Raw genomic sequence first — 17,525 nt, forward strand, 5'->3', positions numbered from 1 at the left:
AATATGTTATAATTAGTGTGTAGTCGACGGACTATCGTGTTCGACGGAACATGCAGATTTTTAAAAATTTTACTGATAAGAAATTATTGAGAATCTACAAAAATAAGGCTATATGCCGAATTTACACCACCAGATTCGGTGGTGTTTTTTGTTTATTTATTTTGGAGGTGATTTATTGGGATTTAGAACAGTTTTTGTAAAAAATGGAGAGACTTTAAGAGTTAAGTTAGACAATTTGGAGATTTCTAAAAACAGAGAATATTTTGTTATTCCTTTAAGTGATATTGAAAGCGTTATTTTAGAAGGAGAACAAACATCGATTAGTAGTCGGATATTGGCAAAATTTGCTCAATATCATATTGAATTAATCGTTTGTGATAGTAAGTATTTACCAGCAGGAGTATTTTTAGGATTAGGTCAATATCATCGAAGTGCGAAGAGAGCAATATGGCAAAGTAACTGGACAGAAGAACAAAAGCAAGCACTTTGGACAGTGATTATTCTTAGAAAAATAAATAATCAGATTGCTTTTTCAGAAATCGCAAATGTCGATGAAGAACGTTTAGAAACGATGAAAGAACTAAGAAAGAATTTGAAATTTGGAGATGAAAGTAATCGTGAGGGACATGTGGCAAAGGTTTATTTTAATTCGCATTTTGGATTAGGTTTTACTCGTGAGGATGATAGTTTACCTAATGCTTGTATGGATTATGGTTATGCAATTGTGCGTGCACAAATGGCTAGGTGTGTAGTTGCGCAAGGGTTGTTGCCAATGTTAGGTGTTTTTCATCGAAATGAATACAATTCTTTCAATTTAGTGGACGATTTAATGGAACCATTTAGACCATTAATGGATTATTATATTCATAGAGAAATCTTAACTAAAGAAGATAAATATTTAACCTATGATAGTCGGATTCAATTAATTGATTTTTTAAATCAAAAGATAAAGATCAAAAATAAAAAAATTTATATCAATCAATGTATGATTGATTATGTCATTTCTTTTATAAAAGCAATGGAAAAAAATGATCCCGCATATTTACTTGATATTGATTTAATTAATTTTGTGGAGTGTGAAGGGAAGTGAGTTTTGAACGCGTGAGATTAGTATGTATGTTTGACCTACCTTCAGAAACAAAAAGAGAAATGAGAGATTATCGGATTTTTCGTAAAAGTTTATTAGAAAATGGGTTTGTGATGTTGCAGTACTCTATTTACTATCGTAGTTTACCTAATCGCAGTTCTTTGAAGAAATATGAATCAATACTTAAGAGGTTAGTTCCGCCAGGTGGAAATGTGAGATTATTATATGTCTCAGAAACTCAATTTCAAGATATGATTCTACTCGCTGGTAGTCGAAGTCGTCAAGAAGAAATTGTAGGCGCTAATAGATTGGTGGTGATATAGTGACAGAATTAAAAATAGAATATGAAAGCGGACGATTTATAGAGGCTGATTTAGAAGATTATTTATTATTTGTGGGTGGACAAAATGATTGGAAAAGGAAAATAGTTCGTTCGCTAAAAAGGTTTGGTATTTCTAAAAGCTTGAATGAACTTGAAGAAGGCATTTATGGAGAAAATGGAATTGAGTTTTATTATGGAGAAAAGCAGTTGAAAAGTCGAGATACTAATTTGATGTTTTTAGAAGATAATAAAAGTATTTACGATCAACTTTCTTTTTCTAAAGGTAATTTGATCTACCAAGAACTGCAAGAAGTACAACATGAAATTGATATTACAAGACAAATGGAAGTTTTAAATAATGAACTAATTAATTTAGAGGTTATTTTAAATCGACATGTATCTAAATTTTCGGATTCTATTACTAGTAGTCTGGGATCAATATTGTTTACAGATATTTTAAAAAGTAATTTGACTTTATCTTATTTTACGGAAAGACGAAATTATCCTTTAGAGATGATAAATTCTAGTGAACTTTTAGATGAGTATGTGAACTTATTAAAGTCGATGATTGAAAGAAACGAAGAAATGATTTGGTTAGCTATTATCAATCCTGAGAGTTTTTTGGAGCTAAATGATTTTGGGTATTTATTTGGAGAATTAAAACGAATCGCAAAAGAAACAAAGCAACTTAAATTTTTTGTTTTTTCTAATCGAAGTTTAGAAGTATCCTATACGTCTGAGGATATTGGGAAAACTATTTTACTTTATGATTATTATGAACAGATGCCAGAATATGGGTTTTTTGAGGAAAGTATTAAACGGCATTATCCAAGTGAATTTGAAATGAGTGAATCAGATTTGGTATCGAGTTTTTATCGAATCGCTGACTTGATAGGAAAAGATCTTAAAGGTGACTGTTATATTAGTGATAAAGATATGGTATTATTAAGAGTAATCAACGACATGTTGGAGGTAAATGTCTCTACTGAGACGTCAGTTCAGACAATTAACCGACTAGAGGAAGCATTTTTAAAAGAGATAAATTAGTTTTTGAAAAAACATTTTGAGGTTTTTGTACTCTCAATAATTTCTTATCAGTAAAACCTTTATAGGTTTTGCCCCAACCACTTGTATGTTTTTGTACTCTCAATAATTTCTTATCAGTAAAACCGGTAGAATTATTAGTGAACAAGGCGCACCGTTTTTGTACTCTCAATAATTTCTTATCAGTAAAACTGATTTAGAAAGCAAATACAATCAATCAAAGTTTTTGTACTCTCAATAATTTCTTATCAGTAAAACGATAGATGAGAAGAGGTTCTTTAAAGATGGGTTTTTGTACTCTCAATAATTTCTTATCAGTAAAACTTTGTATCGCGATGAAAGCCGAGGACTACCTGTTTTTGTACTCTCAATAATTTCTTATCAGTAAAACTTATGCTGTTTTGTATGATGATCCCTTGTTGTTTTTGTACTCTCAATAATTTCTTATCAGTAAAACACGTTCTAAAATATCAGATTTCTACCCATTGTTTTTGTACTCTCAATAATTTCTTATCAGTAAAACCATTCTTATCTGAATGGTGATGCTCATAGGGTTTTTGTACTCTCAATAATTTCTTATCAGTAAAACTTTCTGGCGGTCCTAAAGGAGTATCAATCAGTTTTTGTACTCTCAATAATTTCTTATCAGTAAAACTAATTCTCTGGACATTTATTCACCTCCTTTGTTTTTGTACTCTCAATAATTTCTTATCAGTAAAACATGAACGTGCTACTACCCACGCATCTGCTGGGTTTTTGTACTCTCAATAATTTCTTATCAGTAAAACAGCAGCAAGACGAATTAAGAAGCGAAATAGGTTTTTGTACTCTCAATAATTTCTTATCAGTAAAACGTCAATTACACAGGGCCAGATGTTAACTCGTTTTTGTACTCTCAATAATTTCTTATCAGTAAAACACGACTTCCGTCAATTTCTAACGTTCCCATGTTTTTGTACTCTCAATAATTTCTTATCAGTAAAACAGAAAACATCGTCAGACAGCCAATCGTTACGTTTTTGTACTCTCAATAATTTCTTATCAGTAAAACTTGGTATGATTATATAGAAAGAGGTTGTTAGTTTTTGTACTCTCAATAATTTCTTATCAGTAAAACATCTGACACAGATATTTAATGATAGATTTAGTTTTTGTACTCTCAATAATTTCTTATCAGTAAAACTAAATACAACTAATTATGCCATTGTTGAGAGTTTTTGTACTCTCAATAATTTCTTATCAGTAAAACCACTGACACCTAACTCCGTGCCCTCTTCTGGTTTTTGTACTCTCAATAATTTCTTATCAGTAAAACCGATATCTGGAAAATTTGGCATAGCTCTATGTTTTTGTACTCTCAATAATTTCTTATCAGTAAAACAGCCAAGCGCCACACTAAAAGCGGTACGTTGTTTTTGTACTCTCAATAATTTCTTATCAGTAAAACTCAAAAAAAGGTTCGTCGCTTACTTTTATATGTTTTTGTACTCTCAATAATTTCTTATCAGTAAAACCTTCGACTCATGTAGCAGCTATCATACCTAGTTTTTGTACTCTCAATAATTTCTTATCAGTAAAACAATACTATATTATGAGATCATTGCCTTCAAGTTTTTGTACTCTCAATAATTTCTTATCAGTAAAACAAATTATCCCTTCAGCAAAAGGCATAAGTGGTTTTTGTACTCTCAATAATTTCTTATCAGTAAAACAAATTATCCCTTCAGCAAAAGGCATAAGTGGTTTTTGTACTCTCAATAATTTCTTATCAGTAAAACCGAATTGCATCAAGAGGTATTGAAATACTTGTTTTTGTACTCTCAATAATTTCTTATCAGTAAAACCGCTAGCCTACATCTGTCAAGTTCAGCACTGTTTTTGTACTCTCAATAATTTCTTATCAGTAAAACAGATGTATCACTAGAATTAACTTTGTGAGCGTTTTTGTACTCTCAATAATTTCTTATCAGTAAAACTGTAGCATACATTGCAGCTTGCTTGCGTGAGTTTTTGTACTCTCAATAATTTCTTATCAGTAAAACAGAAATTGCGGATGCTATCGCAGAGCTACCGTTTTTGTACTCTCAATAATTTCTTATCAGTAAAACTGTTTGTCTTCATTATAGGGCATGTAAAATGTTTTTGTACTCTCAATAATTTCTTATCAGTAAAACCGTCATCTTGGCTGATGATTCAAAAGGTTTGTTTTTGTACTCTCAATAATTTCTTATCAGTAAAACAAAATGAAGTTAGAGCAGATATTTACAATGGTTTTTGTACTCTCAATAATTTCTTATCAGTAAAACTATGTTTGCAATTTTATTAGCTCAGAATATGTTTTTGTACTCTCAATAATTTCTTATCAGTAAAACCACTGACTCCTAGCTCAGTTCCTTCTTCTGGTTTTTGTACTCTCAATAATTTCTTATCAGTAAAACGCAAAGAAAAAGATTTCTCAGCGACTGCTAAGTTTTTGTACTCTCAATAATTTCTTATCAGTAAAACTGTTTGGGCATATAACAATGTAGAGTGGTTGTTTTTGTATTTTCAATATTATGAAAATACAAACTAAACACCTTTCAACGTATCTTCTAACAAAAACTACTCTAACCACCAACAAAGCTCTATAAAAAGGAAGATACCAATGAAAAAGAAAACAGCCATATCACTAATAATCATATTAATCACTACCCTCAGCATTATCTACATCAATCACACGAAAACTAAAAATAAAATCAAGGGGAAAATAATTGAAATTTCAAAAGATTCATTAATCATTGAAGATGATAAAAATGGACATTACATTATAAATAAAGAGGACTATCCATTCTCTGAAACTGAGGTTAAACAAAACGATCAAGTTGTTATAACTTATAAAGGTGAAATCCTTGAAACCTCACCAGCACAATTCAAGAAAATCATAACAATCAAAAAAGACTGATGAGAAAAATCAGTCTTTTTGTATATAATTTAAACTTAAACTTCTTTTTAACCCTCTTTAACCCATCTCAACGTCTGAATCTTAGCAGGCTTAATCACCGTCTCCAACTCAGTATCTTCTTTAATTTCCTCAATCATGTTTGCTTCGTGAGCAGTGTATTGATCAATGGTAGAAGTCACGTCACAGTTTTCAGTGTTTGATAGGTTAAAGCCACGAGTGATGATGTCTTCGCCGTGTTCTTTACGTTTAATTGCTGTTAGGGCGTATTGTTTGCTATCAATGTTTAAGAATTGGTGAGTAGCTGCTAAACTTCCTGTGTGAATATCAGCTTTAGCAACGATCATTGGCACTTGGAATTGTTTGGATTCGATGAATGTTTGATACATATCATCTGTTCCGTGGAAGCTAATCGCAAATTCCACCGATTGTTCACCTAAACATTGTGCTTCTGGTGTTGGGAAGTAGCCCCAGTCACCAAGCTCCCCAACTGCTCTTAAGATTGTTAAGGCAATGGTACTGTTTTCTGATACTAATTCATATTCATTTAACCCAAAGTTAGCCACCGTCATGCCCACTTTTTCATCATGAACATTGACGAATGCTTGTTGATGTTGTGGGTTTGTTGGGTTTTCCCAAGTTGCTTCATTGACTTTATTTGGTCTTTCGACTACTTCAAAGATACTTTCAGCAAAGTGAGTGGTTGTTTCTAGTCCAGAAGGGAAGAGCACGCGTAAGCGGTGATCTTTCATTTGGTTGTTAAAGGCAGTCTTGAATGTCACTTGACGGCTGTCTTTTTCTAGTCGAACGATTGTTTTGATTTCAAATGGTACTAATTTGTCGTTACGGTTGGCTTTTCTTTGGCGCATTTCGTAAACGGCACGCATCTCTAAATCAAGTAATTCTTCGGCTGCTTCTGGAATCATCATCCTTTGAGTGATTAAGATTTCAGCAACAAAAGGACTGTTTGTGATAACTTCTCTGGTTGTTGGGTAGTCATGTGCATAAAGTGCTTGATCTTCCCAAGGTTGTTTGAAGATATATTCATTCCCAACGTCACCAACGTTTTCATAAATCAAGCCACTAGGGTACGTGTGGTTTCTTAATTTATCTGTAAAGTTGATTAAGCCGTTTTCTAAAACTTCCGCTTTAACAAACTCGTTTTCTAAAGTCATTGAGTTTTCATCAACTAAATTTGTGTTTTCTAAAGTTTGTTTACCTTCAGCAAGGGCAAACGTTGTCCAAGACATACCAGGCATTGCTGTTAAGTTTAAACGAACCGTTACGTAAATCGCCATATATGGAATGCGGAAGCGATCCGTTGGTAAATCATAATCAAAAGCCACATCTGTTTTGATGATTTCAGCAGGAACCACTTGTCCATTTTCATCTACCACGTGGAAGTCTATTAGTTCTTTCGCTTCTTTTTCTAGCTTGTGGAACAATTCAAGTGGCGCACCTTCAGCAAATGTATGACGTTTCCATTCGATGGTTGTTTCAATCACTTGATTTTTAGTGTGACCTGATGTGTTGAAGATGACAAAAGGTTTTGTTGCTTCAGAGAAGTTAGAAGTATCAATGGCACCTGTTAGGGCAGCTAAAGCTTCATCTGCTAAGAATTTACCAACTTCTTCTGATTTTTGATAACGAGTCATCATCTCTTGATGGACTTCATCCACACTACAGCCACAAATACTGTCATGAGGGTGGTTTTGCATTAAGGTTTTCCATGCATAACGCAATTCGTCATGAGGGTATGTTCCTGTTACTTCATAAGCCATTGTCGCTAAAGGCTCAGTGATATTTTCTAATTGACGTTCAACCGTTGTATTTTTTTGTTTTAAGTAAATACGAGCAGAAGAGGTATTTGCTAATGTATACCAGCCGTCAGTTTCTTGAGACGTTAATTCTCCTTCAACCGTGCTTAAGTTTTCTGGTAAATCGTTCATCACCGCTTCTAAATAATCATCAAAGTTACTATGGATGAATTCATAATCAGGATATAATTCGTTAGCTAGTTTAATTGCCGTTGTGACATCACTTTGAACAGGTTGGTGATCCACACCGTTCATCATTAATAAGTGGTTGGTTGAAGCATATTGTTCAGCATCTGGTAATTTTTGATTCCAGAAAGCAATCGCTTCGTCTTTTTCTGTTGGGATTTCATTTCCGTTACTGTACCAGTTAGCGAAAAGTAGGGCGAAGACGTTTGATTTGTCTGGGCCTTCCCACCACATTTCAGAGAATTGTGACGCATATTTTTCATCGTTAATCACGGCATTGTTAAAGCCAGTTGGTTTTACCCCACGACCAAAGGCAGCTGCTTTAATCCCAGCTTCTTCCATCATTTGTGGTGTTTGTCCCATGTTCCCAAACGTATCAGGGAAGTAACCTAACATCGTAGGATTTCCCCATTTCCGTGATTCTTCTAAACCAATTAAGGTATTACGAGCGTTGGCTTCACTACTGATTAAGAAATCATCTTGTAAAATGTAGAAAGGACCGATTTTTAATTTGCCATTATCAATCGCAGCTTGAACTTCCTCACGTTTTTCAGGACGAACTTGTAAATAGTCATCTAAAATAATCGTTTGTCCATCAAGGTGGAAGCTGTTAAAATCTGGATCGGTTTTGAATAATTCTAATAATTCATCCATTAAACGGATTAATCTCATGTGATGTTGCTCATAAGGCATGTACCATTCACGGTCCCAATGACTATGAGAGATAATATAAACTTTTTTCTTTGACATATTAGTTACGCTCCTTAGTTGTAGTGTGCATCAATGCGAATATCGTAGAAATCCATAACAAGTTCACAGAACATCATGTTAGCCCATGAGAACCAATCGCGCGTAAATTGATTTGGATCATTCACGTCAAAACCTTCGTGCATTAAGTTTGTTCCACCGTCACAATCAACAAGCAGGTTTAGAATACGTTCTTTTTCAGACTTGTCGTTTGTTGTTAAGCCTTCAATTGAAAGGGCGATTGGCCAAACATAGTTTTCAGGTGTGTGTGAGCTACCGATTCCTTTAGCGAATTTTCCTTCATAGAAGTATGGATTTTCTTTACTTAATAATGTTTTTCTTGTGGCTAAATAAGTTGGGTCTTCTTTGTCACAGTAACCTAAGTAAGGTGCTGCCATTAAACTTGGTACGTTTGAGTCGTCCATGATTGAGTAACCACCAAGTCCGTCCACTTCGTAAGCAAAAATATCTTCACCTGCTTTATTAGGAACAACAGCGAATTTTTTAATACCAGTTTCGATTTGTGTTTTTAGTGTCTTAGCTTGTGCCACAATCTCAGCATCATCAAAGAGTGTTGAATATAACTCAGCAATGTAGCCTAAAACAACTGTCGCAAACATGTTAGAAGGCACTAAGTAACCATAGATACACGCATCATCACTTGGTCTAAAACCTGACCATGTCATACCAGTTTCAGCAACAGGCGTTCCTTTTCCACCATGAGTTAATGTGTCTTCTTTACGCCAAGTATCACGCTCGAAGTTGTAAGGTGAGTTGTCATGATTTTGTTCAACTTTCCAAAGGTGTAAAATTTTCTTCACGCCATCGTGGAAGTCTTCGTTAAATTGACTTGTGTCACCTGTTTGTTTATATAGAAGGTAAGACAGTTGAACGGGGTAGCAAAGTGAGTCAATCTCATATTTTCTTTCCCATGTCCAAGGTGTCATTTCGGTGTCATCTGTTTGGTGTCCTTTTCCGTTAGCTTCTTCATTGAAAGCGTTGGCATAAGGGTCCATGTTAATATATCTAAATTGACGTTGAACTAAACCGCTAATCATTGAGCGGATATCTTCATCTTCTTTAGCAATCACTAAGTAAGGGCGGAATTGCGCCGTTGAATCTCTTAACCACATAGCTGGAATGTCACCAGTTAATAAGAAAGTTGTACCGTCATCGTAGCGACGAACCGTTGTTAATAATGTATTAGCGAATCCTGCTTTAAAGTTTTCAGCCCATCTTGGGTGATTTTTCTCGCAAAGAGCGCTCATTTTATCCATAAATTCTTGAACTGATGCTGGAACTTCTGTATATGCCATAATTAATTTCCTCCAATTAAATGATATATCAAATATTTACAATTCGAATTATATGATATATCATTATAGAAGTCTAGTAATAAATTAATGTTTTTTATGAAAAAATTATATGATATGATATATCATAAGAAAAGAAGAGAACTGGATGGATGAAAAATGAAAAATCAACCTTTATATAAAAAGATATACCAAGACTTAAAAAAACAAATTTTTACAGGTGAATTAGTAGAAGATGCCCAACTACCCACAGAATTAGAATTATCTGAGATGTATGAGGTCAGTCGAATTACGTCAAAACGAGCTTTAGTGGAGTTAGAGACAGAAGGCTTAATTTACCGAGTGCGTGGAAAAGGCAGTTTTGTTAAAAAACGTGAATTTATCCCAACGACTAACCAAAATGATACAGTCCTATTTATTATGCCGTTTGCTCAAAATGAAGGTTTTGGGAATTATGCAGAAGGTATTTTAGAAAGTTTTAAAGACACAGATTTTAGACTTCAAATGCAACCTCACGAGTGGTTACACTCAGGAAATGACTATACGTTGAAACAGGATTATGCAGGGATTATTTATTACCCGATTAATACGCAAGTCAGTTTGGATTTTCTTTATAAATGCCAAGTTCAAGATATTCCTGTGGTAATTTTAGATAAATCCATTGAGAAGATTGAATATGATTCAGTGGTAGCAGATAACCATTCCGGTGGTAAGATTTCTGCAGAGTACTTCATTGAACAAGGCATCGAAGATATTTTCTTTATTAGTGCCAATCGATTAGCGGATGTATCTTCTGTTCGTGATCGTTACTTAGGTTATTTATCAACGATGTACGAGCAGCAGCAAGAACCTCTTCATTTGGTTAATGACAGCGGCAAAGAATTAGAATACTTTTTCGAAGATATTTTAGAAAAAGTCAAAGCAAAACAAACGGCTAAAAACAGTGTGGGGTTAGTGGTTGAAAACGATGTGATTGCCATTCGTTTAATGACTTACTTAAAACAGCATAATTTAAAAGTGCCAGAAGATGTGGGAATTATCGGTTTTGATAATATTCAAGCAGCTAGTTTAATGGACCCACCACTCACAACGATTGCTCAAAACTTCTATAAAATGGGAAAAGTTGCCGGAGATTTACTAGTGAAACAAATTAATTTTCCAACGAAAGATTTTTCAGAACACATACTACCAGTTAAATTAATTGAGCGTGAAAGTGGAAAAATAAGATAGGGGATGTTTTTGGATGAGGCATTATGATGAAGTGATGATAGACAGAGAGTATTCTTTTGTAGAAAAGGAAAAAATAGTGATTCGATTTGAAGGCTATTTTTTCCGGTTTGAAACCTATCAAGCAGTGATTGATGAGGAATTATTTTGTGACTATGTGACATGGCAAAATAATGACGTTGACACAACTTTCGATTTTACCTTGAAACATGTTTATGATCGAGAACTTGTCCATGACAGTTTTAGTTTGAAGATTGGTTCAGATAAGGTTATTACGATTGCTACAAAAACAAGACGAGGCTTTGATTACGCTCAAAAAGCTTTAGTTGAGATGCTGGTAAAAAAAGAAAAAGGCATTTTAGTGAAGCATGGTCAAATCAGCCATACTCCTTCATTTGAAATGCGCGGGATTATTGAAGGTTTTTACGGGGTACCTTGGACGTGGGATAATCGTCAAGATTGTATCCAGTTACTAGTTGAAAATCAAATGAATACGTATATGTATGCACCAAAAGATGATGAATATCAACGTAAATTATGGCGTGAATTATACCCAGACAGTTACTTGAATGAATTTAAGAAATTACTTAAAACAGCAGAAGAGAAAAAAATTGATTTTTGGTACATGATTAGCCCGGGAAATGATATTGATTATTTGAAGCAGTCAGAACTGGAAGTCTTATTTACTAAATTGCGTCAGATAATCGACTTAGGAATCAATCATTTTGGCTTGCTGTTAGATGATATCGATTATATTTTAAAAGATAAAGCAAAAATAAAATTTGGCACAAGTGCTAAGGCTCATGCTTATATTGTGAATCAAGTGGATGAATTTTTAAGCGGAGAACTGGCTAACTATCAGTTGGTGACTTGTCCAACAGAATACGACAATCATCATGATGCAGAGTATTTGGAAATACTGAACAACAATTTAAAACCACATATCCCATTATTCTGGACAGGACCAAGTACATTAGCTGCTAAAATTAGTCATGAGAATATTCAAAAAATGGCAGCCGTGTATCAACGCGAATTCATTATTTGGGATAATGTGCCAGTGAACGACTTTGAAAAAGATCATGAGCGCCTATTTTTAAGTCCTTATGACAATCGTTCTAAGTTTTTAGCAGAAGAAAAGTATCATGTTAGAGGGATTGTTTTAAATCCGATGGCGCAGTGGGAATGGTCTAAACTCACAATCAATCACGCTGCTCGTTACTTATGGGAAGTCAGCTCTTTTAATCAAGAAACAGTCTGGTTAGAAAGTTTGAAACAGTCATTTGATGAGGAGTATTTAGAAGCTGTACAGGTTTTTTTGAAGCATAATCACAACCGACACACTCATAATGTCCGCAGTTTTGAGATGGAACAGGCTCTTGAGATGAAAGATAAAAATAAACTATCTGAGTGGCTCATTGAGTTAAATGTCGCTATTGAGAAATTATCGGAATTAGAGAATCATCCCATGATTAAGGAAGGTACACCTTGGTTTGAGCGAGCTAAGTTAGACTTTGAGTTATGGCAAGCTATTTTGGCATCTGATAAAGTGAAAGTAGAAGAATTGAAAGAAGTCTGTCAAAAATCAAATTACCGAATTGGCACAGATTTGGTGATGGGCTATTTGGGATAAATAGAAAGAGTCAGCTCTCATGAAATAAATGGGAGCTGACTCTTTACTTTATTCTTTTTTATCCTTATCAACCCAAAAGGAGAGTATTTGATCAATATTTGAAGCGTTCCATAGGTAAAGGCCAAAACCGACTACAGCAATTAAAATTAATAGTAAAGTCATAGTGGTCACATCCTTTTCTTTTATTGGTCTAATTGTACCATGGATTGAGGAAAAGTGTTTTAATTTACATAGACGGGGGATAAAAAGTCTGCTCCCGCGTCAACTGGAGGCAAACCAACTTTTTTCCCATCTTATTTCACAACTTCTCTTTTTCCTGCTTTCAACCCTACAAATAATAAAACAACTGTAAATCCAAGTAACAAGTACAAAGGAACGTGCCAATTATTTGTCGTGTCATGAAGTAAACCAAAGAGTAAAGGTCCTGTTGCAGCTAATAAGTAACCAACAGATTGAGCCATTCCAGATAATTCAGAGGCTTCACGTGCGCTTGAGGTTCTAAGATTAAAGAACATCATAGATAGACTAAAGGCAACCCCACCAGCGATACCAATACCAATAACAGAAGCACCAATAATCAGTGTTTGGGTGAACATTAACCCGCCAATTCCTAAAAAGAACAAAACAAAAGATAAAACGGCAAGTGAGCGTTGATTGTCTCTTTTTTCAATAATCATCGGCATAATAAAGGATACAGGGAGGAGTGTTACTTGTAATAATGAAAGCATGCCGCCTGCTTTTCCAGTCGGCATTCCTTGACTGATTAACATGGTAGGTAGCCATGCCACTAAAACGTAAAAAATTAAGGATTGAATCCCCATAAATAGTGTAACTGACCAAGCGAGTGGTGACTTCCAAAGGTTTACTTCCGTTTCAGTGTGTTCAGTCGTCGCAATCACTTGTTTTTTCTTCACTTGTGGCAACCAACCTAGAAAAGCCACACCAGCTAAAAGTGCCCATAAACTTAAAGCTTGGTTCCAACTTAATCCAAAATTGTTCACCAAAGGAATACTAACGCCAGAAGCAATTGCCCCACTCAAACTCATACTGACAGAGTAAAGACCAGTAACCAGTCCACCTTGTTGATAAAATTCCTTCTTAACCAGTCCAGGTAGTAAGACATTAGATACCGCAATGGCGCAACCTAAAACCATGGTTCCTAAAAATAAAGTCGGGATTGAAGGGATATAACGAACACTCATTCCAATAATTAATAAAATTAAGGAAGCGAAAATCGTTCGCTCCATTCCAAAGCGTTTCGCAAGCTTTGGTGCTAAAGGAGAAATCAAAGCGAAGGATAGTAGGGGAATCGTTGTAATAAGTCCTGCTTGTGCTCCTGATAAGGATAAATCCTTTGAAATAATACTAGATAAAGGACCAACTGAGGTAATTGGTGCCCGTAAATTGGTTGCCACTAAAATAATGCCTAACAATAATATATAATCAACTTTCTTTTTCATAAAAGATCCTTTCTAAAAAAAACATATAATATAATATGGACAAACCATATTATATTATATGTTTCTGTATTTGACAACTACATTGATATAAAGATCTTCATCCGTGTCATTAATATATTCATGAGAAGCACCAGCATTGAAGTTAATGCTATCAAAAGTTTCAAGTTTATAGGTCTTATCACCAACAACTAAAGTGAGATGCCCATTCATCACGGTAATAATCTCAGTGGAATCTTTGGATTGATGTTCTTGTTTCTTTCTAGAGTGAGCTTTGATACAGACTCTAAACATGTCCACGTTATCTTCTTGGAAAATCGGTTGAACCAGCCAACCTTTTTCTAAGTCATTACTAAAACAAGAATTAGCTGATTTGGTAATGGTTTTTGTTTCACTTGAGTAACCTAAAATCGTTGTTAGAGGAACATTTAAAGCTTCCGTTAGTTTCCAAAGAATATTTAGGGTTGGATTAGAACGACCATTTTCAATATTACTAATGGTAATCCCACTAACTTCTGATTTTTGCGCTAGTTGTTCAATCGTTAATTGTTGTTCTTTTCTTAGGTTGCGAATCTGTTTGCCCACCTGATCAATGGAAGGCATCGTCGAGTCTTCTTTCATTAATCTTTCACGTCTCCTGTATTAATCACAGGTTGTGTGCCTTTATCTGTAATAATCGAAACGAGTAAGTTGTTGATTAATTGAACCCGACGATCATCTGTAAATTGAATGTCTTGTCCATTTTCGATTTGCTCTAAAGCCATTTGTGTCATAGAAACAGCACCTTCAACAATGGTTTGACGAGCTGAAAGAATTGCTCTGGCTTGTTGACGTTGTAGCATGGCACTCGCGATTTCAGTGGCATAAGCTAAGTGATTTAAGCGTGTTTCAATGACTTCCACACCAGCAATTTCCAAACGTTCTTCGAGTTCCGTTTTTAATTTTTCAGAAACTTCTGCCGTATTGCCTCGTAAGGTGATATCTTGATCCTCAAAAGTATCATATGGATATTGAGACGCAATATGTCTTAATGCTGTTTCACTTTGAATCGCTACAAAATCACGGTAATTATCCACTGAGAATAAAGCTTTAGATGAATCAACCACTTTAAATACCACAACTGCGGAAATTTCAATCGGATTTCCATCTGAATCATTGACTTTCAACAAAGCGGTATTAAAGTTACGCACTTTTAAAGAAAGAGAAATCTTTTGTGTTAATGGGGTTGTGATGAATAAGCCGTTTTCTTTAATGGTACCTAAGTATTTACCAAAAAAGAGAATTGCTTTGGCTTCGTTAGGGCTAACAATCGTTAAAGAACTAAAGAACAATCCAGCGATAATCCAGATAACAGCACCAAATATCGCTGTCCCGATTGTTTCGTTCATGACGGTTAAATAAAATAAAAAGCCACCACTAAGCACCATGATAAGTAAAATCAGTAAACCGAGATAGCCGTTAATATGAAAGGTATTTTTTTCCTTCATGTTTATCACATCCTTTTGAAGATTAGTATAATACAAGATGGCGGAAAAGGGTAGGAGGAAGGAAATAACTCTTTATTATGTATAGTAAAAATGATACGATTTAATATAGTAAATACTAAAATTTGTTATTTATAATTTGCGAACTTTAGTCTAATTAAGGAGAGTTTTAATGACTGAAAATGCTATTGATAAGAGAAGAAATGCAAGTTCGAGTTGGAGTGGATTTATTCATCAAGGAAAAGTAGGTTTTTTAGTTGCTTTAAGAGAGTTAAAGAAATGTATTAAATGTAAAAGTGAAAATGAAAACTATGAGGAATATAAAATATTTTATGAAAATGCTGAAGATTTTGATATTGTTGATGATAAAAATAATGTAATATCAAGACATCAGGTCAAAGCATATTATAGTAGTGGAGAAGAGAGAGAAAGCTATTCTGAATTATTTTATATACAGACTCGGAAAATAAAAGAAGTAAGCACTGAAAATGAGAAAATAAAAGAAGAGGAAGTAATTGAAATATCGGGTTATCAAATTCATAGTTTTGATGGTAAAGCAAATATATTGAAGGTGGACGTATCAGAAAATAAAAGATATGTTCATGTTATTAAAAATGTACCTGATTTTTATTTAACAAAAAAAGAGTATCTAGATAAATACACTGAAAATGGTAAACAAAAAAGAAAAAAATACACAGAAAATGAATCTAAAATAAGACTATATCCTTATTCAGAAACAGAGGGATTTTGTCCATTATCGACAGAAGATGATGATAAAATAAAGGAATATTGCTGTACAGAAATAAAAGAGATACTCAAAATGTTGGACAGTCCATTAAAAGAAACAAATAAACATCCAGAAGATGTTTATTATAAATATGTTGCATCCATATTAGATAATAACATTGGCACTGCGCATGAAAAATCTATTTATCCAGTTATTAGTTTTGAGGATATTGTGAATTTAATTACAACTGAGATAGCGGAATGTGATGTTTATTTAACTAAAAATAATTTAACATATATTTGGGGAGAGTATAAACTTGAATGTATTGATGCTGGTTATGAGGAATCTATTTTAGAAGATATGGAATTACTTATTTTAGAATTACTTTCTAAAGAAAAAGAAGATTTCGAACAATTTATTAGAAAGATAAATCCACATGAACCTACTTCCAAAAAAATATCAATTATTTTTAATCAGACTGTATTAAGAAATATTTTGTTTTTACTTTTTGAAGAACTTAACAAGTTTAATTTTGACTCAGCTGCTTATATCGATAAAAATGAGGAAACGTATAGAGTTTCCTTAATATCAGATATACCAGCCAAAGTAGATCAAGTTATAAAAAAAATTATTCGAAGTAAAGAAACATTAAGAGATTCTTTTGATATGAATTACTTAATAAATCAATCTATATCGGGTATACCTATATCAGATAAAATAAATGGACTAGGTCCAGATAAAAGTAAAATTAACTATAAAGATGAGTGGAAAACGGGTGTAAACGATAGTATTTTCAATCAAAATATGGAATTTTTAGATATAGGAACATCTATAGAGAAAATAAAGGAGAAATAAGAAAATGAATATTTTATTAGAAAAAATTTTAAAAAAAAATGGATTTAACACTGTTTCAGAAGATATTTCAATATTCACAAACGAACTAAAATCAGAGTATTTTATAATAGAAAATTATCCTAAGAAAGAATTAATAAATTTTTTTGAATCTGATATAACAGGAAATTTAATTCAAAAATTTAATAAATTACAAAAAAATGGAGATAATAATAACATCCAAAAAAATACGACTTTATTTATTCTAGTTAAAGTTGAAAATATAAAGAATGCTTATACAGAACTTGTAAACAATCTTATCCTAGTTGAGGAGGATAGTTATTATTTTAGAAAATTTGTGATACTCTATACTGACGAGTCGTTACAAAATTTAGAAAATATGGAAAATTTACAAGATATGTATAAATTATTAGACAAAGACATTAATAATTTTGAGAAAGATATGTTTTTTAATGATACATACTATGTTGCAATGGAGTTGTTAATAAAATTACCTTTTTTCAAAATAAAAAATTCAAATAATAAATATTTAACTATCGAGGAAACTTATAGAAATGAAAAGAAGGATGAGATTGATAATAGATTACTAGATATATTTTCTGAGGATAGAAAATACGTTGACATCCTATCCAATGTAGAATCGACTGATAGTATAATCGAAGAAATATTTAGTTTATTTAATGTGGAGGAATAA

At 33.4% G+C, this 17,525-nt stretch carries 13 protein-coding genes and 1 CRISPR repeat array; of the genes, 8 read left to right on the forward strand and 5 right to left on the reverse strand.

Features of this window, described 5'->3' with window-relative positions; genetic code table 11:
• Positions 1-175 precede the first annotated feature (175 nt).
• The 4 genes from cas1 (at position 176) to G7082_RS10680 (ending at position 5,394) form a co-directional block, all read left to right on the forward strand.
• Complete coding sequence (gene cas1 / locus G7082_RS10665) at positions 176-1,090, forward strand: type II CRISPR-associated endonuclease Cas1 (RefSeq protein WP_166035066.1); 915 nt, start codon at positions 176-178, stop codon at positions 1,088-1,090.
• 26 nt (positions 1,091-1,116) lie between these two features.
• On the forward strand, positions 1,117-1,410 hold the full coding sequence (cas2, locus tag G7082_RS10670) for a CRISPR-associated endonuclease Cas2 (RefSeq protein ID WP_202983158.1): 294 nt from the start codon (positions 1,117-1,119) through the stop codon (positions 1,408-1,410).
• Positions 1,410-2,456 carry a CRISPR-associated protein Csn2-St gene (csn2-St, locus tag G7082_RS10675; RefSeq protein ID WP_166035067.1) on the forward strand — a complete coding sequence of 349 codons (1,047 nt, stop codon included), beginning with the start codon at positions 1,410-1,412 and terminating at the stop codon, positions 2,454-2,456. Before cas2 ends, csn2-St begins: the two co-directional genes overlap by 1 nt.
• A gap of 21 nt (positions 2,457-2,477) precedes the next feature.
• Positions 2,478-4,958: a CRISPR direct-repeat array (repeat unit 36 nt; unit sequence GTTTTTGTACTCTCAATAATTTCTTATCAGTAAAAC).
• A 139-nt stretch (positions 4,959-5,097) separates the two neighbouring features.
• A complete protein-coding gene (locus tag G7082_RS10680; RefSeq protein ID WP_166035068.1) occupies positions 5,098-5,394 on the forward strand; it encodes a hypothetical protein in 297 nt (98 codons plus the stop codon).
• A 47-nt stretch (positions 5,395-5,441) separates the two neighbouring features.
• Here the strand turns inward: G7082_RS10680 and G7082_RS10685 are convergent, their stop codons facing one another.
• Both G7082_RS10685 and G7082_RS10690 read right to left on the reverse strand, forming a co-directional pair.
• Positions 5,442-8,144, reverse strand: a complete 2,703-nt coding sequence (locus G7082_RS10685) for an alpha-mannosidase (protein WP_166035069.1) — start codon at positions 8,142-8,144, stop codon at positions 5,442-5,444.
• A gap of 14 nt (positions 8,145-8,158) precedes the next feature.
• The gene (locus tag G7082_RS10690; RefSeq protein ID WP_166035070.1) at positions 8,159-9,457 is read right to left on the reverse strand and encodes a glycoside hydrolase family 125 protein; all 1,299 of its coding nucleotides are present in this window, start codon (positions 9,455-9,457) and stop codon (positions 8,159-8,161) included.
• A 156-nt stretch (positions 9,458-9,613) separates the two neighbouring features.
• Between G7082_RS10690 and G7082_RS10695 the strand changes: the two genes are divergently transcribed.
• Both G7082_RS10695 and G7082_RS10700 read left to right on the forward strand, forming a co-directional pair.
• Positions 9,614-10,684 carry a GntR family transcriptional regulator gene (locus G7082_RS10695; RefSeq protein WP_166035071.1) on the forward strand — a complete coding sequence of 357 codons (1,071 nt, stop codon included), beginning with the start codon at positions 9,614-9,616 and terminating at the stop codon, positions 10,682-10,684.
• Positions 10,685-10,697: 13 nt separating this feature from the next.
• Complete coding sequence (locus G7082_RS10700; RefSeq protein WP_166035072.1) at positions 10,698-12,311, forward strand: beta-N-acetylglucosaminidase domain-containing protein; 1,614 nt, start codon at positions 10,698-10,700, stop codon at positions 12,309-12,311.
• Between the two features lie 293 nt (positions 12,312-12,604).
• Here G7082_RS10700 and G7082_RS10705 read toward each other — a convergent pair whose 3' ends face one another.
• The 3 genes from G7082_RS10705 to G7082_RS10715 are packed head-to-tail and all read right to left on the reverse strand — an operon-like array spanning position 12,605 to position 15,255.
• Positions 12,605-13,771: a CynX/NimT family MFS transporter gene (locus G7082_RS10705; protein ID WP_166035073.1), complete on the reverse strand. Its 1,167-nt coding sequence runs from the start codon at positions 13,769-13,771 to the stop codon at positions 12,605-12,607.
• Between the two features lie 54 nt (positions 13,772-13,825).
• Positions 13,826-14,389 (reverse strand): helix-turn-helix domain-containing protein, encoded by a 564-nt coding sequence (locus tag G7082_RS10710; RefSeq protein WP_166035074.1) that lies wholly within the window; start codon positions 14,387-14,389, stop codon positions 13,826-13,828.
• The gene (locus G7082_RS10715; protein ID WP_166035075.1) at positions 14,389-15,255 is read right to left on the reverse strand and encodes an SPFH domain-containing protein; all 867 of its coding nucleotides are present in this window, start codon (positions 15,253-15,255) and stop codon (positions 14,389-14,391) included. Before G7082_RS10715 ends, G7082_RS10710 begins: the two co-directional genes overlap by 1 nt.
• Before the next feature lie 169 nt (positions 15,256-15,424).
• Between G7082_RS10715 and G7082_RS10720 the strand changes: the two genes are divergently transcribed.
• Entirely contained in the window at positions 15,425-16,834 is a 1,410-nt protein-coding gene (locus tag G7082_RS10720; protein ID WP_166035076.1) for a hypothetical protein, read from the forward strand.
• Positions 16,835-16,838: 4 nt separating this feature from the next.
• Positions 16,839-17,525 (forward strand): ABC-three component system middle component 1, encoded by a 687-nt coding sequence (locus tag G7082_RS10725; RefSeq protein WP_166035077.1) that lies wholly within the window; start codon positions 16,839-16,841, stop codon positions 17,523-17,525.

It is taken from the genome of Vagococcus hydrophili (genome assembly GCF_011304195.1).
Taxonomy (GTDB): Bacteria; Bacillota; Bacilli; order Lactobacillales; family Vagococcaceae; genus Vagococcus; species Vagococcus hydrophili.